The sequence below is a fragment of the Pseudomonas sp. C5pp genome (assembly GCF_000814065.1).
GTDB lineage: Bacteria > Pseudomonadota > Gammaproteobacteria > Pseudomonadales > Pseudomonadaceae > Aquipseudomonas > Aquipseudomonas asiatica.
Genome location: NZ_JWLN01000014.1, coordinates 23,429 through 44,430 on the forward strand (window position 1 = coordinate 23,429; position 21,002 = coordinate 44,430).

The window sequence follows — 21,002 nt, forward strand, 5'->3', positions numbered from 1 at the left end:
GCAGGAAAATAAATTCTTCCGTGCGGCTATGGCGGCCCACCGGCGAGTCGTCCTAGGATACGGCGCATGTAGAAAGGGAGTGTTTTCATGCGTAAGTCTTTTGTCGTCAGCCTGTTGAGTGCTGGCATCCTGCTGGCCGGCTGCCAGGCGGTTAATACCACCAGCGGCGGTGCTGTCGGCGTCGAGCGCCAGCAGTACATGTTCAGCATGCTTTCGACCGATGAAGTCAACCAGATGTACGCCCAGTCGTACCAGCAGACCCTGGGTGAGGCATCGAACAAAGGCGTGCTCGACAAGTCCAGCGCAGATGCCAAGCGTGTGCAGGTAATTGCCAACCGCCTGATTGCCCAGACCCCCAAGTTCCGCCCGGATGCCGCGCAATGGAACTGGGAAGTCAACGTGATCAAGAGCGACGAGCTCAACGCCAACTGCGGCCCGGGCGGCAAGATCATCGTCTACACCGGCCTGATCGATCAGCTCAAGCTCACCGATGCGGAAATTGCTGCGGTGGTGGGCCACGAGATCGCCCACGCTTTGCGTGAGCACAGCCGCGAAGCGATGTCCAAGGCGTATGGCGTGGAAATGGCGCGCCAGGGCGCCGGTGCCCTGTTTGGCCTCGGCCAGGGCAGCATGGCCATGGCCGATACCGTGGTGAACTATGCAATGACCCTGCCCAACAGCCGGGCCAACGAGAACGAAGCCGACCTGATCGGCCTGGAGCTCTCGGCGCGTGCCGGTTACGACCCGAATGCCGCAATCACTCTGTGGAACAAGATGAGCCAGGCTTCCGAGGGCGCGCCGCCTGAGTTCATGAGCACTCACCCGGCGTCCCAGAGCCGCATTGCTTCGTTGCAGGCGGCCATTCCGAAGGTGATGCCGCTGTATCAGGCAGCCAAGAAGTAAGACCCGACTTCCAGATGCTTACCCCTTGTAGGAGCAGCCTTGTGCTGCGAAAGGGCCGGTAAGAGCACCACACTTCCTGGTGCCTGTACCGGCCTCTTCGCAGCGCAAGGCTGCTCCTACAGGTTCGGCGTCAGCCTGTCGCCTTTCGAGTTACCCCACCCAGCCACTGGCTTTCATCGCCGAGTACACGGCCACGATCGCCAGCACGAAGAACGCCGTGGCCGCCAGGCGACGGATCAGCGTCAGCGGCAGTTTGTCCGCCGCGAAGTTACCCGCCAGTACCACTGGCACGTTGGCAATCAGCATGCCCAGGGTAGTACCAATAATGACCATGATCAGGTACGGATACTGTGCTGCCAGCATTACCGTGGCGACCTGGGTCTTGTCACCGATTTCAGCCAGGAAGAACGCGATCAGCGTGGTCAGGAACGGCCCGAAGCGGCGCGCCGGGTTCTCGTCGTCCTCCATCTTGTCCGGAACCAGGGTCCATAGGGCAGTGGCGGTGAAGCTCGCGGCCAGGATCCAGTGCAGTGCCGAGTCGCTGAAGAAGCTGCCGACCCACGCGCCCACGGCACCAGCCGCGGCATGGTTGGCCAAGGTGGCGGCGATGATGCCGGCGATGATCGGCCAGGGCTTGCGGAAGCGGGCAGCGAGTATGAGCGCGAGCAATTGCGTCTTGTCGCCGATTTCGGCGAGGGCAACGATGGCGGTGGGGACCAGCAAAGATTCCAGCATCAGGATTCCTACGGGGGCGGGTCGACACGGCTATGACACGTACAGCCTCCCCGCCCCGGGTAAGGTGTGCGTGTCATAGGTCTTGTCAAACCCTGGATCCGTCTATGCGGATCTCGCCATGCAGGCTGGCATGGTGGGTCGCACGCGCCATGGTCTGTGGACCAAGTATGTTGACGCGTACCGGGCGAGCAGGGCGCTCGCGGGAGACTACTCCCCTAGGACGGTGCGGATTCTGCCTAGGCAAAACGCTTTCGGCAAGCGCTGTTTTTATCCGTGTGTTGCCTGGTAGATGCGGAAACCGTCCGCCTCGTCGCGTACCTGGCAGTTGCCCAGCGCCCCTTCGATCAGTGGCTGGTAGCGCAGGAAGCTGTTGGCAACCAGGCGCATTTCGCCACCTTTTCGCAGATGAACGGCTGATTTTTTCAGCAAGTTTTCCGATGCCTGGTAGTTGGTGTGCACCCCGGTGTGGAACGGCGGGTTGCTCAGGATCAGGCTCAGCTCGGTCGGCGCTGCGTCGATGCCGTCGCCGCTGATCACTTCGCCCTCCAGACCATTGGCGGCCAAGGTCAGGCGGCTGGCGGCCACGGCGAAGGCATCCACGTCCAGCAGGGTCACCCGGTTTTGTGGATAACGGCGTTTGACCGTGGCGCCCAGCACCCCGGCACCGCAGCCGAAGTCCAGCACATGCCCGCTCGGCAGGCCATCGAGGTGCTTGAGCAGCAGGGCGGTACCGCGATCGAGGCGGCCATGGCTGAACACACCGGGCAGGCTGACCACTTGCAGCGGGCCGTCTTCCAGGCTGAGCTCGAAGCGTTCGGCCAGGCTTTCCAGGGGCTTGGCCTCTGGCGCGTGCTCGATGGTCACCTGCCACAGCTGGCAATGGCGGGCGCTGTCGAGCTTGCGCGGCTTGCCAAAGGCCTGCAGCTGCTTGGCCGCACCCTCGATGCCACCACGTTTCTCGCCGACCAGGTACAGCTCGCGGCCCGCCAGGCGCGAGGCCAGGGCGTTGAGCAGGTAGGCGGCCAGTTCGCGGGACTTGGGTAGGAACAGCACGGCGCTGTCGAAAGCCACTTCAGGGGGCTCCACTGAATAGTGGCTGCGCCCGGCGAAGCGGCTTTCGAGCGTAGCCTGATCACCCGCATGCCAGGTCCAGGCCTGGGCATTGGGCAACTGGCCTAGCAGGCCGTCGGCGGGGGCGCCGGCGAGCAGCAGCGGGCCCTGGAACAGCTCTGCCTGGCGGAGCAACACTTCACTGCGCGGGTCCATGGACGACGCCTCCTGGAAAAAAGTGGCGCAGTTTAGCAGAGGCGGGCGTCGGGCTCAGCTAACCACGCGGCGTGGCTGCCCGGCGAAGAAGGCCTGGGCGTTCTCGCTGAGCTGGCCGACGATGCGCTGGCGCGACTCTACCGCGCCCCAGGCGCTGTGCGGGGTGATGATCAGGCGCGGGATGCCGGGTTCGAGCAGCGGGTTGCCGTTGACCGGCGGCTCCACACTCAGCACGTCGGTGGCGGCGCCACCCAGGTGGCCACTGCGCAGGGCGTCGGCCAGCGCTTGCTCGTCGATCAGGCCGCCGCGGGCGGTGTTGACCACCAGTGCGTTTGGCTTGAGCAAGGCCAGTTCGCGGGCCCCGAGCATGTGTCGGGTGTGCTCGTTCAGCGGGCAGTGCAGGGTCAGGGCGTCGACTTGCGGCAGCAACTCGTCCAGCGGCAACCGGTCGGCGCGTTCCGGGCGGCCGGGGATCTGCCCGCTGAGCACGCGCATGCCAAAGGCTTCGGCCAGTCGCGCCACCGCGCCGCCCAGTTCACCGTGGCCGAGCAGGCCAAGGGTCTTGCCCTCCAGCTCGACGATGGGGAAGTCCAGCAGGCAGAACTGGCTGGCCTTGGCCCACTGGCCGTCGGCTACCGCCTGGTTGTAGTCGCACAGGCGGGTGGCCAGTGCCAGTAGCAGGGCGAGGGTGTGCTGGGCGACGGACGGTGTGCCGTAGCCCTGGCAGTTGCACACGGTGATGCCCTGGGCGCGGGCGGCTGCCAGGTCGACGTTGTTGGTGCCGGTGGCGGCCACCAGGATCAGCTTCAGTTGCGGGTTGGCGGCCAGGGTCGCGGCGTCGAGCATGACCTTGTTGCTGACCACCGCTACCGCGCCCTGAAGGCGTTCGGCGACCTGCTCAGGACGGGTGGCGGCGAACAGTTCGAACTCGTCGAACTGCTGCTTCAGGGGCGAGAGGTCGAGATCGCCCAGGTCCAGGGACTGGTGATCGAGAAACACGGCGCGACGCGGGCTGGGCATGAAGTTCTCCGAGGCTGGGCGGGATTTCGGTGTCGCGGCCATTCGCGGGTAAACCCGCTCCCACAGGTACTGCACCAGCCTTTGCAATGGTGCAATACCTGTGGGAGCGGGTTTACCCGCGAATAGGCCATCAGCTTCACCACATAACCTGAAGCTGCCGGCGCAGTGTCTAGTTCAACCTTGCCGCCCGTCAACGCCCGCCACTCATACCTTCATCACGCAAATCATTCCTTCGGCTGATTTAGCCGTCACATTGGCGAACTACAGTAGTTCCCAGACTTGTCCGGCCCGCTTTCCAGAAAAGGGATACCCATGTTGCAGACCCGCATCATCAAGCCCGCCGGGGGCGCCTACGCCTACCCCCTGCTGATCAAGCGACTGCTGATGTCTGGCAGCCGCTATGAAAAGACCCGCGAAATCGTCTACCGAGACCAGATGCGGCTGACCTACCCCCAGCTCAACGAGCGCATCGCGCGGCTGGCCAACGTGCTGACCGAAGCCGGGGTAAAGGCCGGTGACACCGTGGCGGTGATGGACTGGGACAGCCACCGCTACCTGGAATGCATGTTCGCCATCCCGATGATCGGTGCGGTGGTGCACACCATCAACGTGCGCCTGTCGCCCGAGCAGATTCTCTACACCATGAACCACGCCGAAGACCGCGTGGTGCTGGTCAACAGTGACTTCGTCGGCTTGTACCAGGCCATCGCCGGGCAACTGACCACGGTCGACAAGACCCTGCTGCTGACCGACGGCCCGGAAAAGACAGCCGAGCTGCCCAACCTGGTGGGCGAGTACGAGCAACTGCTGGCCGCTGCCAGCCCGCGCTACGATTTCCCGGACTTCGACGAGAACTCGGTGGCCACCACCTTCTACACCACTGGCACCACCGGCAACCCCAAGGGTGTGTACTTCACTCATCGGCAACTGGTGCTGCACACCCTGGCCGAAGCTTCGGTGACTGGCAGCATCGACAGCGTGCGCCTGCTGGGCAGCAACGACGTGTACATGCCCATCACGCCGATGTTCCATGTGCACGCCTGGGGCATTCCCTACGCCGCCACCATGCTGGGCATGAAGCAGGTGTATCCGGGGCGCTACGAGCCGGACATGCTGGTCAAACTGTGGCGCGAAGAGAAGGTCACCTTCTCCCATTGCGTGCCGACCATCCTGCAGATGCTGCTCAACTGCCCGACCTCCCAAGGTCAGGACTTCGGCGGCTGGAAGATCATTATCGGTGGCAGCGCACTCAACCGCTCGTTGTACCAGGCCGCCCTGGCACGCGGTATCCAGCTGACCGCTGCGTATGGCATGTCCGAGACCTGCCCGCTGATTTCCGCCGCCCACCTTAACGACGAACTGCAGGCCGGCAGCGAGGATGAGCGCGTCACCTACCGCATCAAGGCCGGCGTGCCGGTGCCGCTGGTGGAGGCGGCCATCGTCGACGGCGACGGCAACTTCCTGCCCGCCGACGGTGAAACCCAGGGCGAGCTGGTGCTGCGTGCGCCATGGCTGACCATGGGCTACTTCAAGGAACCGGAAAAAAGCGAGGAGCTGTGGCAGGGCGGCTGGTTGCACACTGGTGATGTCGCCACGCTCGACGGCATGGGCTATATCGACATCCGCGACCGTATCAAGGATGTGATCAAGACCGGTGGCGAGTGGATTTCCTCGCTCGACCTCGAAGACCTGATCAGCCGTCACCCGGCCGTGCGCGAAGTGGCGGTGGTAGGGGTGGCCGACCCGCAGTGGGGTGAACGCCCGTTTGCCCTGCTTGTGGTGCGCGAAGACCAGGTCATCGACGCCAAGGCGCTGAAGGAACACCTCAAGCCGTTCGTCGAGCAAGGGCACATCAACAAGTGGGCGATTCCAAGCCAGATCGCCGTTGTTACCGAAATTCCCAAGACCAGTGTCGGCAAGCTCGACAAGAAACGCATCCGCCAGGACATCGTCCAGTGGCAGGCCAGCAACAGCGCGTTCCTCTCCACGCTGTAACCGCCATGCGGGTCGCGTACTGCAGCGCGCGACCCGCATGCTAGAGGGGTGGAGCCTTGCCAAACGGCAGAAATACGCCATCCTTTAGCACTGCCAGCGCGCAGCCGGGGCAACATGGCAGCGAGTTGGCCGCACGGAGCGCAAATCACACTTTAGAGGGATCAAGCGCCTGTGCCTTGCTGGCTATAGTCGGGGCCAGGGGATTTTCAGGAATGGGGGAGGCGACATGCGCAAGCCGTGTCGCCGCGGGCGCAAGCCTGCAAACCGGTCGCTCGGGCCGTTCTTGAAAGGACTCACTGCCATAACAAAAAAAGTACATGGAGTAGCGTCGATGAAATCTGCAAACCTGTTCTGGCGCCGGGCCAAGTTGCCCCTGGCCGTCAGCCTTGCTTCCACGCTCGCAAGTCCTGCTTTCGCTGTCAGTTTCAACATTGGTGAAATCGAAGGCCAGTTCGACTCGTCGCTCTCCATCGGCGCCAGCTGGTCGACGGCCAACCCCAACAAGAACCTGATCGGGGTGAACAACGGCGGCAAGGGCCTGTCGCAGACATCCGACGATGGCCACCTGAACTTCAAGAAGGGCGAAACCTTCTCCAAGATCTTCAAGGGCATCCATGACCTGGAGCTCAAGTACGGCGACACCGGCGTGTTCGTCCGGGGCAAGTACTGGTACGACTTCGAACTGAAGGACGAAGGCCGCGAGTTCAAGGACATCAGCGACTCCAACCGCAAGGAAGGCGCCAAATCGTCCGGTGCCGAACTGCTAGACGCATTCGTCTACCACAACTACTCCATCGGCGATCAGCCAGGCTCGGTGCGCCTGGGCAAGCAGGTGGTGAGCTGGGGTGAAAGTACCTTCATCGGTGGCGGCATCAACTCGATCAACCCGATCGACGTGTCGGCGTTCCGCCGCCCGGGGGCCGAGATCAAGGAAGGCCTGATCCCGGTCAACATGTTCTACATCTCGCAGAGCCTGACCGACAACCTGTCGGCGGAGGCCTTCTACCAGATCGAATGGGATCAGACGGTCGTCGACAACTGCGGCACCTTCTTCTCCCAGCCAGACATCATTGCCGACGGCTGTACCGACAACCTGCGCGTGCTCAACAGCAGTCGCACAGTGCCGGGGGCGGCGCAGCAGTTCCTTGCCACCCGTGGCGTGGACATCAATGAGGAAGGGGTGATGGTGCGCCGCGGCGCCGACCGCGATGCGCGTGACAGCGGCCAGTTTGGCGTGGCAATGCGCTACATGTTCGAGCCGCTGGACACCGAGTTTGGCGCCTACTTCATGAACTACCACAGCCGTGCGCCAATCTTCAGTGCTACCGGGGCCGCGCCTTCAGTGTTCGCCGGCCTGAGCGCATTGCCTGCACAGCTGCGCGCATTGGCACCGCTGATCGTGGCAGGTAACTCCGAGTACTTCGTCGAATACCCCGAGGACATCCGCCTTTATGGCTTGAGCTTCTCTACTACGTTGCCCACCGGGACCGCCTGGAGCGGCGAACTCAGCTACCGCCCCAACGCACCGGTGCAACTGAATACCACGGATATCCTGTTCGCCGGGGTCCGCCCCATTGGCGGTGCCTTGAGCAACGCTTCGCTGCTGACCGGTACGCCGGGGCAGGACTTGCACGGGTATCGCCGCAAGGAGATCACTCAGTTCCAGACCACCCTCACGCATTTCTTCGACCAGGTAATGGGCGCCAGCCGCATGACCGTGGTGGGCGAGCTGGGGGTCACCCATGTGGGCGGCCTGGAGAGCGCCCACGATACCCGCTACGGTCGCGATCCAGTGTTTGGTCCAGGCCCGCTGCCATCCACCGGTGGGGCAAACACCTGTCAGGCCCTGAATGCCAGCACCATCGCAGGCGCTGGTGCCGGTGCCTCCACCGCCAACCTGAGCCGCAACTGCGAGAACGATGGCTTTACCACCAGCACTTCCTGGGGTTACCGCGCCCGAGTCATCTGGGACTACAACGATGTCTTTGCCGGGGTCAACCTGAAACCCAGCGTGGCTTGGTCGCATGACGTCTCCGGCTATTCGCCGGGCCCTGGCGCCAACTTCGAGGAAGGCCGCAAGGCCGTCAGCCTGGGCCTCGACGCCGAGTACCAGAACACCTACACGGCGAGCCTGTCGTACACCAACTTCTTCGATGGCAAGTACACCACCGTGGATGACCGCGACTTCGTCGCGCTCAGCTTCGGCGTGAACTTCTAAGCATTCAGATCCAGGACGACACGACATGAACAAGACCAGAAGTCTGCTGCAAGCCGGTGTGCTGGGCCTGTCCCTGCTGGCGACCAGCGTCATGGCTGCAGTATCCGCCGACGAGGCGGCCAAGCTGGGCAGTACCTTGACTCCGATGGGCGCCGAAAAGGCCGGCAACGCCGATGGCTCGATCGGCCCGTGGGAACCGCTGTCCAAGAGCGCGGGCAGCGTCGACGGCAAGGGCTTCCTGTCCGACCCGTACGGCAGCGACAAGCCGTTGTTCACCATCACCGCGCAGAACGCCGACCAGTACAAGGACAAGCTCTCGCCGGGCCAGCTGGCCATGCTCAAGCGCTATCCGGACACCTTCAAGATCCCGGTATTCAAGACCCATCGCGGGGCCACGGTGCCGGCCGATGTGTTCGCTGCCATCAAGGAAAACGCTACCAAGACCACCCTGGTCGAAGGCGGCAACGGTCTGAACAACTTCCGCACGGCTGTACCGTTCCCGATCCCGAAAAGCGGCCTGGAGGTGATCTGGAACCACATCACCCGCTACCGGGGCGGTAGCGTCAGCCGTCTGGTGACCCAGGCAACGCCCCAGCAGAACGGCTCTTTCAACCCGGTATACTTCTCCGACCAGTTCGTCTTCCGCGAAAGAATGAAGGATTACGACCCGAACAATCCGGGCAACATCCTGTTCTACTTCAAGCAGGAAGTGACCGCGCCTGCGCGCCTGGCCGGTACCGTGCTGCTGGTGCACGAAACCCTCGACCAGGTGAAGGAACCGCGCAAGGCGTGGATCTACAACGCCGGTCAGCGCCGCGTACGCCAGGCACCACAAGTGTCGTACGACGGCCCGGGTACCGCCGCCGACGGTTTGCGCACCTCCGACAACCTGGACATGTTCAACGGTGCGCCAGACCGCTATGACTGGAAGCTGGAAGGCAAGAAGGAGATGTACATCGCGTCCAACGCATTCAAGCTCGACGACCCCAAGCTCAAGTACACCGACATCATCAAGGCCGGGCACATCAACCAGGACCTGGCCCGTTACGAGCTGCGGCGTGTATGGCACGTGGTCGCCACCCTCAAGCCGGGCCAGCGGCACATCTATGCCAAGCGTGACTTCTACATCGACGAGGACACCTGGCAGGCTGCGGTGATTGACCAGTACGACGGCCGTGGCCAACTGTGGCGCGTGTCCGAGGCACATGCTCAGCCGTACTACAACGTGGAAGTGCCGTGGTACACCCTGGAGGCCATCTATGACCTGCAGTCGGGCCGTTACCTGGCCTTGGGCATGAAGAACGAAGAGAAGCGCGCCTACGACTTCGGCTTCAGTGCCAGCAAGGCTGACTTCCAGCCTGCGGCACTGCGCCAGTCGGGTATTCGCTAAGTATCGCGCAACCTCGGAGCGCCCCGGCTTGTCCGGGGCGTTTCATTTTCCTGTACTGGCCCCTTCGCGGGTGAACCCGCTCCCACAGGTACTGCACTGGGCTTGAAACCTGCGCAATCCCTGTAGGAGCGGGTTCACCCGCGAAGAGGCCGGTACAGCAATAAAGCTGGTGAATACCTCTCCAAACCCCCGCCCCAGCCGCTGTCCATCAGCTATGTTGCTTTTTGTCGCAGTCTTTTCCAGTGGAATTGCGCCCATCATCTTCAAATGCGTAGCGTTACCCGCTAGTCTCGCAAGCATCCATACCGCCGTAGTCTTCCAACCAGAACGAGCCGGCCATGACAGATCTGTCCCGTACGCATGGATTCACCAGCCAGGCCCTGGGCCTGCTGGACGGGCGTTTCTTCCGGCCGCCCTTGCCGGACGGTCATGTGCCGCGCCTGCGCCTGTGCCAGCGGCTGCAAGCCGGTCTCGGCGGGCGGTTGTTACTGGTCAATGCCCCGGCAGGGTTCGGCAAAAGCTCCCTTGCCATCGAATTTTGCGAAGCGCTGCCCGAGCACTGGCGTAGCCTGTGGCTGGGCCTGAGCCAACGGGATGCCGACCCTGGCCGATTCCTCGAACGCCTGCTCGAAGGCCTGCAGCAGTATTGCCCGGCGCTGGGCGGCCAGGCTATGGGCCTACTGAAAATGCGCCAGCGCCACCAGCCGTTCGCCTTCGAGGAATGGCTCGACGGCCTGCTCGACGAGCTGGCGCTGTACCTGCAAGCAGATACTCCCTTGTTGCTGGTGCTGGACGACTATCACCTGGCCCAGGGGCCGGTGCTCGACCGCTGCCTGCAGTTCTTCCTCAATCACCTGCCCCCCGGCCTGGTGCTGCTGGTCACCAGCCGCCAACGCCCGGATTGGCACCTGGCGCGCCTGCGCCTTTCGCGGCAACTGGTCGAACTCAACGAGCAGGACTTGCGCCTGACTACCGAAGAATCACTGGCGGTGCTCGGCCGCCAACCCACCGGCCTGCGTGGCCAGGCCCTGGACAACCTGATCCAGCGCAGCGACGGTTGGGTGGCAGGGTTGCGTTTCTGGCAACTGGCGGCCAGCGAGTCCGCTGACGAGCAGGCGTTGCCCCAGGCCTTGCATGGCGGCGAGGGCCTGATCCGTGACTATCTGCTGGAAGAAGTCATCGACATGCTGCCCGCCGATGTGCAGGCCTTCCTGTACGAAACGGCCTGCCAGGAACGTTTCTGCGCCCCGCTGTGCGATGCCGTACGCGGCCGCCACGACAGTGCCGCGATCCTGCGTTTCTTGCAGGCGCACCAGGTGTTCCTGGTGCCGCTGGACGAGCATGGCCACTGGTTCCGCTATCACCATTTGTTCTCCGACCTGTTGCGCAGCCGCCAGGCCAGCGAGCCGCTGGCCGACCTGCAGTTGCGTGCCTGCCGCTGGTTCGAAAGCCAGGGCCTGCTGGACGAAGCGGTGGAGCAGGCCCTGCGCGCCGGTTACCTCGATGTCGCCGCCGACCTGGTGCAGAGCCTGTCCGAGGAGCAACTGCTGGCCGAACAGAACGTCGGCATGTTGCTGCGCTGGAAGATGGACCTGCCCGACAGCCTGCTGATCAGCACGCCGCGGCTGATCGTGCTGTACAGCTGGGCGTTGGGCCTGGCGTGCCAGCTGGACGCGGCCGAGGAGCTGGCGGGTTATCTCAGCCGCTTCCTGCCCGCGCCTTCGGCGACCGCGCAAAAGTCCATGCTGGCCCAGTGGCTGGCGCTGAGTGGTGTTATCGCCCGTGGCCGTGGTGATCGCGAGCGCACCCTGGCCTATTGCGGTGAAGCGTTGCAGAGCTTGCCGAGCAAGCGTTATGGCCAACGCCTGGTGTGCCTGTCGACGCTGTCCAACCTGGCGATTGCCGATGGCGATTTCTGGCGGGCCCGCGGCTGGAACCGTGAGGCGCTGGAGTTGGCCCAGCGTGTTGGCAACCCATTGTTCGAGGCCCTGGCCCATTACGACCGGGCGCGGGTGCTGCATGCCCGTGGCGAGGTGTTGCGCGCGCTGGACGAAGTTCGCCAGGGGTTGCAGCGCCTGCAAGGGCTGTCAGCACAGCGGCTTTACGCCGTGCGCGCCCGCCTGACGCTTTACGAGGGCTACCTGCTGGTGTCGCGTCTGCAGCCGTCCCAGGGTCGTGCCCGTTTACGTGCTGGGCTGGGCGAGGCGCGGGCCTGCCGTGATATCAGTGTGCTCATCGGCCACTGTGTGATCGCCACGCTCGATGGCCGAGAAGGGCACTTTGCCGAGGCCTTTGCCGAACTGGCCGAGGCCGAGCGGCTGATGCACATCTGGGATGTACCGCCTGTCTACTATCTGGCGATGATCACCCTGGTCAAATGCGAGTTGTGGTTGGCCCAGGGGCGCATCGACCTGGCGGAGTCCTGGCTGCTGCGCCTGGGTCAGACCTATGGCGGCGAGCAACCGGCGGCGGCCCCGGAGTTCCACCCGTTGCTGCCGTTGCACATCGCCTTGCAGCAGGCATCGCTCGAGCGTATCCAGTCGCGTAGCGACGACGCGGCGCAACGCCTGGCCAGCCTGGTCGAGCGCGGCCAGGCCAGTGGCGGCATGATGCTCAGCGTCAGTGCCCTGTGCCAGTGGCTTGGCTTGTTGCTGGGAGAAGGTCGGGAAGAGCAGGCCGCCCAGTTGTTGCCACGGTTGCTGGCGGCAGCCCATGGCGGCGTGCTGCAACCGTTCCAGCCTTTGCTGGAGCAGCACCCGCAGTGGCTTCTCGAACAGCTCCAGGCAGTTGCCGCCTGCCCGGTGCAGGCCGAGTTGCTCAAGCGCCTGCCGCAGATACCAAGCGCCAGCATCGGCAGCGGCGAAGCCCTGAGTAGCCGCGAGTTGGCCGTGCTCGAGCTGATTGCCCAGGGTTGTTCCAACCAGCAGATCAGCGAGCGGTTGTTCATTTCCCTGCACACGGTGAAAACCCACGCCAGCCATATCAACAGCAAGCTGGGGGTGGAACGGCGTACCCAGGCGGTGGCGAAGGCCAAGTCCCTGGGGCTGCTGGTGTGATATTGGCCCAGCAAGGTCTTGCTCGTTGAAGTGATGGCTCGAGGCCGTGGCTCATGGCTCGTGGCCGCCAGTGCTCTACCCTCATCTTTCCCGACCAGCTGCCGATACAGCTATCGGTGGCATCGCCTCGCGCGATTTTTCAATCATTCCAAGGCAGGTCGTGTTGATGCTGCAGTACGGGCAAAAGAGCTTTCTGATCGTCGACGACTTTACCGACTTTCGTACGTCGACCCGTTCCATGCTGCGCGAACTGGGCGTGCGTGATGTGGACACCGCCGACAGCGGCGAGCAGGCGCTGCGCATGTGCGCGCAAAAGCGCTATGACGTCATCCTGCAGGACTTCCACCTGGGCGACGGCAAGAAGAACGGCCAGCAGGTGCTCGAAGACCTGATCCTCGACAAGCACATCAGCCATGAGTGCATATTCATCATGGTCACGGCCGAGAGCAGCCAGGCCATTGTCCTCAGCGCCATCGAGCACGAGCCTGATGCCTATCTGACCAAGCCGTTCAACCGAGTTGGCCTGGCCCAGCGTGTCGAGAAACTGTACCAGCGCAAGACCCTGCTCAAGCCGATCCTGCAGGCCCTGGACCGCAATCGCCCGGCCGAAGTGCTGGCTGCCTGCGCCGAACTGTGCAAGCGCGACCCACGCCTGGCCCCGCTGTGCCTGCGCTATCGGGCAGATGCCTTGCGCAACCTCAACCGCTTCGAGGAACTGGAGAAGTTCCTCAAGGCCATCCTGGCCAGCCGCCCGCAGCCATGGGCCTACTCGGCGTTGGGCAGCCTGATGCACAAGCGTGGCCAGAATGCCCAGGCCCAGGGCGTGTACGAGCAGGCGCTCAAGGCCTTCCCGATCATGCCGGGCCTGTACGATGGCATGGCCGAGGTGCTGGTGGCCCAAGGCGAAACCAGGCGTGCGCAGAACATGCTTGAAGAAGCCGTGCGCCTGTCGCCGCTGTCGGTGCGCCGGCAGTCGACGCTGGGCAAGCTGGCGTTGGAAAACGAAGACTTCGAGAGTGCCTCGAAGGCATTTCGCCATGCGGTGAATCAGGGCCAGAGCTCGCGCTACAAGGACGCCGAGAACAACCTGGGCCTGGTGCAGGCGCTGATGAGCAGGAATGCCGGTTTTGGCCTGGATGCGCGCACACGGGTCGAGATCAACAGCACACTCAGCGAAGTGGCCAAGGAAAACCCCGAGGACCAAGGCCTGCAGGTGCGTGCCCGCATGATGAAGGCCGCCAGCCTGCAGCAGGCCGGCGATCCTGAAACGGCTGCAAAGCTGACCGAACAGGCGATCCAGCGTCTGGACAAGATGAACCAGTTCTTCTCGGTCGATTCGGCTCTGACCGTTGCCGTGCAGTTGCAGGCCATGGGGCAGGAAGCTGCTGCCATCGGCGTGCTGAAGAGCTGTGTGGAAAGTTATGGCGACGACCCCAAGGTCATGGAGAGGGTCGGCAAGCTGACGGACGACCCCAGCGTGCTCAACGCCATTACCGAAGCTGTCACCCTCAATCGCCAGGGTGTGCGCAGTTACCAGGGAGGGCAGCTCGGCGAGGCATTGCAGCTGTTCCGCAAGGCGCTGGGTTTGCAGCCGAAGAACATCAGCATCGCCCTCAACACTGCCCAGGCGCTGCTGCGCATCGGCGGAGACAACCCTCAGCCCGCGATCATGCAGGAGTGCCGCGACGCCCTGACCAGCGTGGCCGGCATCCCCGCCAGCGACAACCGCTACGATCGCTACCGCAAACTGCACATCCGAGTGTTCGGCGCATGAATCAAGACAACCAGGGGCTGGATTTTTCCACGGTGATCGCCTCCACCGTGCACGACCTGAAGAATTCCCTGTCGGCGCTGATCCAGTCCCACAACCAGTGGATGCAGCGCTTGCCCGAGGAGCTGCGAAGTGGTGCCGAGCAAGGGGTTATGGAACATGAGTTTCGCCACCTCAACGGCATGCTTGTGCAGTTGCTGGGGTTGTACAAACTGGGCGTGAACCAGTTGCCGGTGTGCCCGGACTACCACGAACTGGACGACTTTATCGAAGCCCAGCTGGCGGCACATGAGGAGGTGCTCAAGCACAAGGACATCCTTGCCACCTGGCGCATCGACACCGACAACCCGCTGGGCTTCTTCGACCGCGAGCTGGTGGCCTCGGTGATCGCCAACGTGATCACCAACGCCACCCGCTTTGCCGCGCATGCCTTGCTGATCACCATCGAAGAGGCAGACAACCAGCTGGCCATCTGCGTCAACGATGACGGCCCGGGTTATCCACAGCGCATGCTCGAACGCCAGGAAGAATTCATCCAGGGTATCGACTCGACCAGCGGCAGTACCGGCCTTGGCCTGTATTTTGCAGCGCGGATCGCGGCACTGCATGAAAGCGGCGGGGTGCGCGGGCGGATCGAGATCTCCAATGGCGGCGCGCTTGGGGGTGGGTTGTTCAGGTTGTTTTTGCCTTGAAACTGACAAGGATTGCGTTTCAAATTTTTGCAGCTGGAAAGTAGGTTCCCAAGGTGATGTAGGGCATTTCCTTCTTGAGGTTGCAGCGCTTTTGTCCATACCGGGCAAATGACAGTGTAGATACGACGTCTCTACATTTCGCTTGCAATCATTTGGAGGGTTTCTACTATGTATCTACCTTGGGAGATACTCATGCAGATCAAGATTCAACAGTGGGGTAACAGCGCCGCGATTCGCTTGCCGGCTGCAGTGCTCAAGCAGATGCGTCTCGGAGTCGGCTCTACCTTGAGCCTGGACACCGCGGGTGAGACCATGGTGCTCAAACCCGTCAGGTCGAAACCCAAATACACCCTTGAAGAGCTGATGGCTCAGTGCGATCTGGATGCACCGGAGCCAGAGGACATGGCCGACTGGAACGCGATGCCACCAGTAGGGCGTGAAGTGTGAAACGGGTGAAGTTCGCCAGGGGCGATATCGTCCGCATCAATCTCGATCCGACTGTTGGACGGGAGCAGCAGGGTGCTGGGCGACCTGCGCTGGTGCTCACTCCCGCTGCGTTCAATGCGTCAGGCCTGGCTGTGGTAGTGCCGATCACTCAAGGTGGCGATTTTGCCAGGCATGCGGGTTTCGCCGTCACGCTCAGCGGTGCGGGTACGCAGACTCAGGGCGTGATGCTCTGCAATCAGGTGCGCACAGTCGACCTTGAAGCCAGATTTGCCAAACGCATAGAGTCGGTACCCGAGGTCGTCATCCTTGATGCACTGGCTCGCGTACAGACCCTCTTCGATTAACCGGTTCCCGTATTCCCTATGCAGAATCCATCGTCAGCGCTCATCCGCGAAACCTTCCCCGTAGGCCCCCTGCAGTGCAACTGCACCCTGATCGGCGACCCGCTGACCAAAAAGGCCATCGTCGTAGACCCCGGCGGTGACCCGGACAAGATCCTGGCCCGCCTGCAGGCCCATGGGCTGACGCTGGTGAGCATCATCCACACCCACGCGCACTTCGATCACTTCCTCGCCTCGGGCAAGCTCAAGGAGCTGACCGGCGCCACGCTGCACTTGCACAAGGACGACCAGTCGCTGTGGGACAACCTGGAAATGCAGTGCCAGATGTTCGGCGTGCCCTACACTCCGGTACCCGCGCCAGACCGTTGGCTGGGGGATGACGAGGAGCTGGCCTGTGGATGTGGAGTGGCCTTGCATACGCCAGGCCACACGCCAGGCTCGATGAGCTTCTGGTTTGCCGACGCCAAGCTGCTGATCGCCGGCGATACCCTGTTCCGCCGGGGCATTGGCCGTACCGATTTGTGGGGTGGCGACCAGCGGGCCATCGTCCGTTCCATCAGGGAGCGGCTGTACCGGCTGGACGAGGAGGCCATCGTGGTGACCGGCCACGGGCCTGATACCCGCCTGGGCGACGAAATGCGCGAGAACCCCTTTGTGCGTGCCTGATGGCACATGAAGGCACTTTCACGGAATTTTTCGGCGCCGATGCAATCCAAGGCTGGCATAGATCCCTTTATGATCTGTCGCATTCATGAATTCAGTAGGAGCTTGTCCATGTTCACCATGCGTCGTCTGATTATCGTCGCAACCGCCGCTGCCCTGATGACCGGCTGTGCCGGCCAGAACCCTTATGACAGCCAGGGGCAGGCGCAGGGCTCCACCGGGATGAGCAAAACTGCCAAATACGGCGGCCTGGGCGCGCTGGCCGGTGCTATCGCCGGTGCCGCCATCGACCACAACAACCGTGGCAAGGGCGCACTGATCGGCGCTGCCGCCGTGGGTGCCGCTGCAGCCGGTTATGGCTACTACGCCGACAAGCAGGAAGCCGAATTGCGCGCGCAAATGGCCAATACCGGTGTGGAAGTGCAGCGCCAGGGTGACCAGATCAAGCTGATCATGCCGGGCAACATCACCTTCGCAACCGACTCGGCCAACATCGCGCCAAGCTTCTACTCGCCGCTGAACAACCTGGCTGGCTCGTTCAAGCAGTTCAACCAGAACACCATCGAAGTGGTCGGCTTCACCGACAGCACTGGCAGCCGCCAGCACAACATGGACCTGTCCCAGCGCCGTGCGCAGGCGGTCAGCACCTACCTGACCTCGCAGGGTGTAGATGCCTCGCGTATCACCGTACGTGGCATGGGCCCGGACCAGCCGATCGCCAGCAACGCCGACGCCAATGGCCGTGCGCAGAACCGCCGTGTGGAAGTGAACCTGAAGCCGATTCCGGGTCAGCAGTATGACCAGCAAGGTCAGGTTCAGCAGTATCCCTGATTGACCGCCGGGGCCGTTTTGCGGCCCTGTGGGAGCGGGCATGCCCGCGAACACCGGCGAAGCCGGTGCCATACACCGCAGTGCCTGCTTCGCGGGCATGCCCGCTCCCACAGGGGCTGCAAAGCAGCCCCAGCTTTTAGCCCCCCACGCTGGCCTGGATCGCCGTCAGGGCAATGGTATGCACGATATCGTCAACCTGAGCCCCGCGCGGCAAGTCGTTCACCGGCTTGCGCAACCCTTGCAGCATCGGCCCCAGGCTGACCCCGTCGGTGCTGCGTTGCACCGCCTTGTGGGTCGTGTTGCCGGTATTCAGGTCAGGGAACACGAATACCGTCGCCCGCCCGGCTACCGGGCTGCCCGGCGCCAGCTCCCGTGCAATCGCCGGGTTGGCCGCCGCGTCATACTGCAACGGCCCGTCGATCAGCAGCTCTTGCGCCGCGCCTTGTGCCAGGCGGGTCGCTTCGCGCACTTTCTCGACTTCCTCGTCGCTGGCCGAATCGCTTGAATAACTGATCATCGCCACCCGTGGCGCGATGCCGAAGGCCTGCGCCGATTCGGCACTCTGCCGAGCGATCTCGGCCAGTTCGACAGCACTCGGGTGCGGGTTCATCACGCAGTCGCCGTACACCAGCACCTGCTCGGGGAACAGCATGAAGAACACCGACGACACCAGGCTCGAGCCCGGTGCGGTCTTGATCAGCTGCAGTGCCGGGCGGATGGTGTTGGCGGTGGAGTGCACCAGGCCCGAGACCAGGCCGTCCACTTCGTCCAGAGCCAGCATCATGGTACCGATCACCACCGGATCCTCCAGTTGCTGCTCGGCCATTGGTGCATTGAGGTTCTTGCTCTTGCGCAGCTCGACCATCGGTTCCACATAGCGCCCGCGAATCAGCTCTGGGTCGAGAATCTCCAGGCCCGGTGGCAAGGTGATGCCCTGGGCTCGGGCCACCGCGTCGACATCCTCAGGCTTGGCCAGCAGCACGCAGCGGGCAATGCCGCGAGCCTGACAGATGGCTGCTGCCTGAACGAGCAGAGGCTCGGCACCCTCCGGCAGGACGATGCGCTTGTTCGCCTGCTGTGCCCGCTGGATCAACTGGTAGCGGAACACGGCTGGCGACAGGCGCAATTCACGCGGCGTGCCGCAACGCTGGTGCAGCCAGGCGGCGTCGAGGTGGCTGGCGACGAAGTCGGTGATGAATTCGGCGCGCTCGCGGTCGTCCACCGGGATTTCGCGGTTCAGCGAGTTGAGCTGGTTGGCAGTGTCGTACGAGCCGGTACTGACTGAAAGGATCGGCAGGCCGGCCTGCAGGGCGCCACGGCACAGACCAAGGATACGCGCGTCAGGTTTGCTGTCGCTGGTCAGCAGCAGGCCGGCCAGCGGGACGCCGTTGATCGCCGCGAGGCTGACGGCGAGGATGATGTCGTCGCGGTCGCCCGGGGTCACCACCAGGGTACCCGAGGTGAGCAGTGGCACCGTGTTGGCAACGGTACGCGCGCAGATGATGATCTTGCTCATGCGCCGCTGTTCATAGTCGCCGGCATTGAGCACCTGGGCACCGAGCAGGTCGGCCACATCGCGGGTGCGCGGGGCGTTCAGTTCAGGCTGGTAGGGGATGCAGCCCAGCAGGCGGAAGTCGTTGCCGCGCAGTAGCGGCGAGTGCTCGCGCAGGCGGGTGGAAAAGTCCGCCATGCTTTCGTCGGTGCGCACCTTGTTGAGGATTACCCCGAGCACCTTCGGGTCGCGCGGGCCGCCGAACAGCTGGGCCTGCAGTTCGACCCGGCCGGACAACTCGCTGAGCACTTCGTTTTCCGGCGCCGATACCAGAATCACCTCGGCATCCAGGCTCTTGGCCAGGTGCAGGTTGACCCGCGCCGCATAGCTGGCGTGGCGCGTGGGCACCATGCCCTCGACCACCACCACGTCGTTGCCGATGCAGGCTTGCTGGTAAAGGCGGATGATTTCTTCGAGCAACTCGTCCAGCTGGCCATCGCCGAGCATGCGCTCGACATGGGACAGGCTCAGCGGCACAGGGGGCTTGATGCCGTGGGTACGGGCAACCAGCTCGGTGGAGCGCTCGGGGCCGGTGTCACCCGGGTGAGGCTGGGCGATCGGCTTGAAGAAGCCGACCTTCAGGCCGGCGCGCTCCAGGGTGCGCACCAGACCCAGGCTGATGGAAGTCAGGCCGACACCGAAATCGGTCGGCGCAATGAAAAATGTCTGCATGCGTGCTTCTCGAAATAAGCGGTGCAAGAAATTAACGGCCAAGGGTAGCGCTATCGGCCCCTTGTGCGCACCAGCCGCAAGCGAAAGGCAGGCCGATACGCTGCGCGCGTTGGGCCGGGTCGAGCACCCAGGGGCGCGCCTGCCACGGCGGCTGGTGGCGCAGGTGCTGGGTGTGGCCGCAGGACAGTTCGGCCACCCAGTGGCCCTCTTCGTCCTGGTGGAAGCCGGTGATCCGACTGATGGGCCGTTGCTCGTCCGCAGTGCGTTCGCAATCGGGCGATGGCTTGGTTACACTTGTCCGCTCTACATACTTTTGCAAAAGGTCTTGCCCCATGCTGATCGCCGCCAACAAGGCTGTCTCCATCGACTATACCCTGACCAACGACGCCGGGGAGACCATCGACAGCTCCGCCGGCGGTGCACCGCTGGTTTACCTGCACGGTGCCGGCAACATCATCCCGGGCCTGGAAAAAGCCCTGGAAGGCAAGCAGGCCGGTGACGAGCTGAACGTTTCCATCGAGCCGGAAGATGCCTACGGCGAATACCTGGCCGAGCTGGTCAGCACCCTGAACCGCAGCCTGTTCGAAGGTGTCGACGAGCTGGAAGTGGGCATGCAGTTCCACGCTTCGGCGCCGGATGGCCAGATGCAGATCGTCACCATCCGCGACATCGACGGCGACGACGTGACTGTCGACGGCAACCACCCGCTGGCCGGCCAGCGTCTGACCTTCCAGGTCAAGGTGGTCAACGTTCGTGATGCCAGCGACGAAGAAATCGCTCACCGCCACATCCACGGTGAAGGTGGCCATCACCACTGATTTTTCTGCGCTAAGCTCAGAAAGTCGCCAGGCGCTCGGGCAAGCCGATTTGCCTTCCTACGGGAGGTGGACGGTTTGGACGAGCGCCTTTTTAGTGGGCGTAATTCGCCTGCGCGGCAACCGGGAACCTGAGAGGGGATTCATCATGAGTGCTTTTCACGACCTGAAACTGGACGCGTTGAACGGCGGGGAGCTGCCCCTCGCACCGTTCAAGGGCCAAGTGGTGCTGGTGGTCAACGTTGCCTCCAAGTGTGGTCTCACGCCGCAATACAAGGCCCTGGAGAACCTCTACCAGAATTACAAGGACAAGGGCTTCAACGTGCTTGGCCTGCCGTGCAACCAGTTTGCCGGGCAGGAGCCTGGCAGCGAAAAGGAAATTCAGGAGTTCTGCAGCCTCAACTACGGGGTGAGCTTCCCGCTGGGTGCCAAGCTGGAGGTCAACGGGCCGCAGCGCCATTCGCTGTACCGCCTGCTGGCGGGTGAGGGGGCAGAGTTCCCGGGCGACATTACCTGGAACTTCGAGAAGTTCCTGGTGGGCAAGGACGGGCGGGTGCTGGCGCGTTTTTCGCCGCGCACGGCGCCGGATGATCCTGCGGTGGTGCAGGCTATCGAGAAAGCCTTGGCCTGAAGCG

The 21,002-nt window shown here is 63.3% G+C and carries 18 protein-coding genes and 1 riboswitch; of the genes, 13 read left to right on the forward strand and 5 right to left on the reverse strand.

The window, feature by feature from the left end:
• The first annotated feature begins 87 nt into the window (after nucleotides 1-87).
• Nucleotides 88-903, forward strand: a complete 816-nt coding sequence (locus tag RR51_RS13515; protein WP_013970933.1) for a M48 family metallopeptidase — start codon at nucleotides 88-90, stop codon at nucleotides 901-903.
• A gap of 150 nt (nucleotides 904-1,053) precedes the next feature.
• Here the strand turns inward: RR51_RS13515 and RR51_RS13520 are convergent, their stop codons facing one another.
• From RR51_RS13520 to RR51_RS13530, 3 genes are all read right to left on the reverse strand, one after another.
• On the reverse strand, nucleotides 1,054-1,638 hold the full coding sequence (locus RR51_RS13520; protein ID WP_039613802.1) for a TMEM165/GDT1 family protein: 585 nt from the start codon (nucleotides 1,636-1,638) through the stop codon (nucleotides 1,054-1,056).
• An 87-nt stretch (nucleotides 1,639-1,725) separates the two neighbouring features.
• A riboswitch (yybP-ykoY riboswitch) is annotated at nucleotides 1,726-1,866 on the reverse strand.
• 39 nt (nucleotides 1,867-1,905) lie between these two features.
• Entirely contained in the window at nucleotides 1,906-2,904 is a 999-nt protein-coding gene (locus RR51_RS13525; protein WP_039613803.1) for a class I SAM-dependent methyltransferase, read from the reverse strand.
• A gap of 54 nt (nucleotides 2,905-2,958) precedes the next feature.
• Nucleotides 2,959-3,924, reverse strand: coding sequence for a 2-hydroxyacid dehydrogenase (locus tag RR51_RS13530; RefSeq protein WP_039613804.1), 966 nt, complete (start codon nucleotides 3,922-3,924; stop codon nucleotides 2,959-2,961).
• A gap of 312 nt (nucleotides 3,925-4,236) precedes the next feature.
• Between RR51_RS13530 and RR51_RS13535 the strand changes: the two genes are divergently transcribed.
• The 10 genes from RR51_RS13535 (at nucleotide 4,237) to RR51_RS13580 (ending at nucleotide 17,328) form a co-directional block, all read left to right on the forward strand.
• Nucleotides 4,237-5,919, forward strand: a complete 1,683-nt coding sequence (locus tag RR51_RS13535) for a fatty acid--CoA ligase (RefSeq protein WP_039613805.1) — start codon at nucleotides 4,237-4,239, stop codon at nucleotides 5,917-5,919.
• Between the two features lie 331 nt (nucleotides 5,920-6,250).
• Nucleotides 6,251-8,137 carry a DUF1302 domain-containing protein gene (locus RR51_RS13540; RefSeq protein ID WP_039613806.1) on the forward strand — a complete coding sequence of 629 codons (1,887 nt, stop codon included), beginning with the start codon at nucleotides 6,251-6,253 and terminating at the stop codon, nucleotides 8,135-8,137.
• A 25-nt stretch (nucleotides 8,138-8,162) separates the two neighbouring features.
• Nucleotides 8,163-9,527 carry a DUF1329 domain-containing protein gene (locus tag RR51_RS13545; RefSeq protein ID WP_039613807.1) on the forward strand — a complete coding sequence of 455 codons (1,365 nt, stop codon included), beginning with the start codon at nucleotides 8,163-8,165 and terminating at the stop codon, nucleotides 9,525-9,527.
• 338 nt (nucleotides 9,528-9,865) lie between these two features.
• Complete coding sequence (locus RR51_RS13550) at nucleotides 9,866-12,583, forward strand: LuxR C-terminal-related transcriptional regulator (protein WP_039613808.1); 2,718 nt, start codon at nucleotides 9,866-9,868, stop codon at nucleotides 12,581-12,583.
• A 166-nt stretch (nucleotides 12,584-12,749) separates the two neighbouring features.
• Nucleotides 12,750-14,357 carry a tetratricopeptide repeat-containing response regulator gene (locus tag RR51_RS13555; protein WP_015268960.1) on the forward strand — a complete coding sequence of 536 codons (1,608 nt, stop codon included), beginning with the start codon at nucleotides 12,750-12,752 and terminating at the stop codon, nucleotides 14,355-14,357.
• Nucleotides 14,354-15,046: a sensor histidine kinase gene (locus tag RR51_RS13560; RefSeq protein ID WP_013970942.1), complete on the forward strand. Its 693-nt coding sequence runs from the start codon at nucleotides 14,354-14,356 to the stop codon at nucleotides 15,044-15,046. Before RR51_RS13555 ends, RR51_RS13560 begins: the two co-directional genes overlap by 4 nt.
• Before the next feature lie 168 nt (nucleotides 15,047-15,214).
• Nucleotides 15,215-15,493, forward strand: coding sequence for an AbrB/MazE/SpoVT family DNA-binding domain-containing protein (locus tag RR51_RS13565; protein WP_003259615.1), 279 nt, complete (start codon nucleotides 15,215-15,217; stop codon nucleotides 15,491-15,493).
• Nucleotides 15,490-15,837: a type II toxin-antitoxin system ChpB family toxin gene (locus tag RR51_RS13570; protein ID WP_015268962.1), complete on the forward strand. Its 348-nt coding sequence runs from the start codon at nucleotides 15,490-15,492 to the stop codon at nucleotides 15,835-15,837. The genes RR51_RS13565 and RR51_RS13570 overlap by 4 nt, the downstream gene beginning before the upstream one ends.
• 18 nt (nucleotides 15,838-15,855) lie before the next feature.
• Nucleotides 15,856-16,500: an MBL fold metallo-hydrolase gene (locus tag RR51_RS13575; protein WP_013970945.1), complete on the forward strand. Its 645-nt coding sequence runs from the start codon at nucleotides 15,856-15,858 to the stop codon at nucleotides 16,498-16,500.
• A 108-nt stretch (nucleotides 16,501-16,608) separates the two neighbouring features.
• On the forward strand, nucleotides 16,609-17,328 hold the full coding sequence (locus RR51_RS13580) for an OmpA family protein (RefSeq protein WP_013970946.1): 720 nt from the start codon (nucleotides 16,609-16,611) through the stop codon (nucleotides 17,326-17,328).
• A gap of 136 nt (nucleotides 17,329-17,464) precedes the next feature.
• Here the strand turns inward: RR51_RS13580 and pta are convergent, their stop codons facing one another.
• Together pta and RR51_RS13590 are read right to left on the reverse strand one after the other, a co-directional pair.
• Nucleotides 17,465-19,552 (reverse strand): phosphate acetyltransferase, encoded by a 2,088-nt coding sequence (gene pta, locus RR51_RS13585; protein ID WP_015268964.1) that lies wholly within the window; start codon nucleotides 19,550-19,552, stop codon nucleotides 17,465-17,467.
• A 31-nt stretch (nucleotides 19,553-19,583) separates the two neighbouring features.
• Nucleotides 19,584-19,886, reverse strand: a complete 303-nt coding sequence (locus RR51_RS13590) for a DUF3565 domain-containing protein (protein WP_039613809.1) — start codon at nucleotides 19,884-19,886, stop codon at nucleotides 19,584-19,586.
• Between RR51_RS13590 and RR51_RS13595 the strand changes: the two genes are divergently transcribed.
• Together RR51_RS13595 and RR51_RS13600 are read left to right on the forward strand one after the other, a co-directional pair.
• The gene (locus RR51_RS13595; RefSeq protein ID WP_003259610.1) at nucleotides 19,885-20,370 is read left to right on the forward strand and encodes an FKBP-type peptidyl-prolyl cis-trans isomerase; all 486 of its coding nucleotides are present in this window, start codon (nucleotides 19,885-19,887) and stop codon (nucleotides 20,368-20,370) included. The genes RR51_RS13590 and RR51_RS13595 overlap by 2 nt on opposite strands.
• A gap of 145 nt (nucleotides 20,371-20,515) precedes the next feature.
• Nucleotides 20,516-20,998 (forward strand): glutathione peroxidase, encoded by a 483-nt coding sequence (locus RR51_RS13600; protein ID WP_015268966.1) that lies wholly within the window; start codon nucleotides 20,516-20,518, stop codon nucleotides 20,996-20,998.
• Nucleotides 20,999-21,002 lie beyond the last annotated feature (4 nt).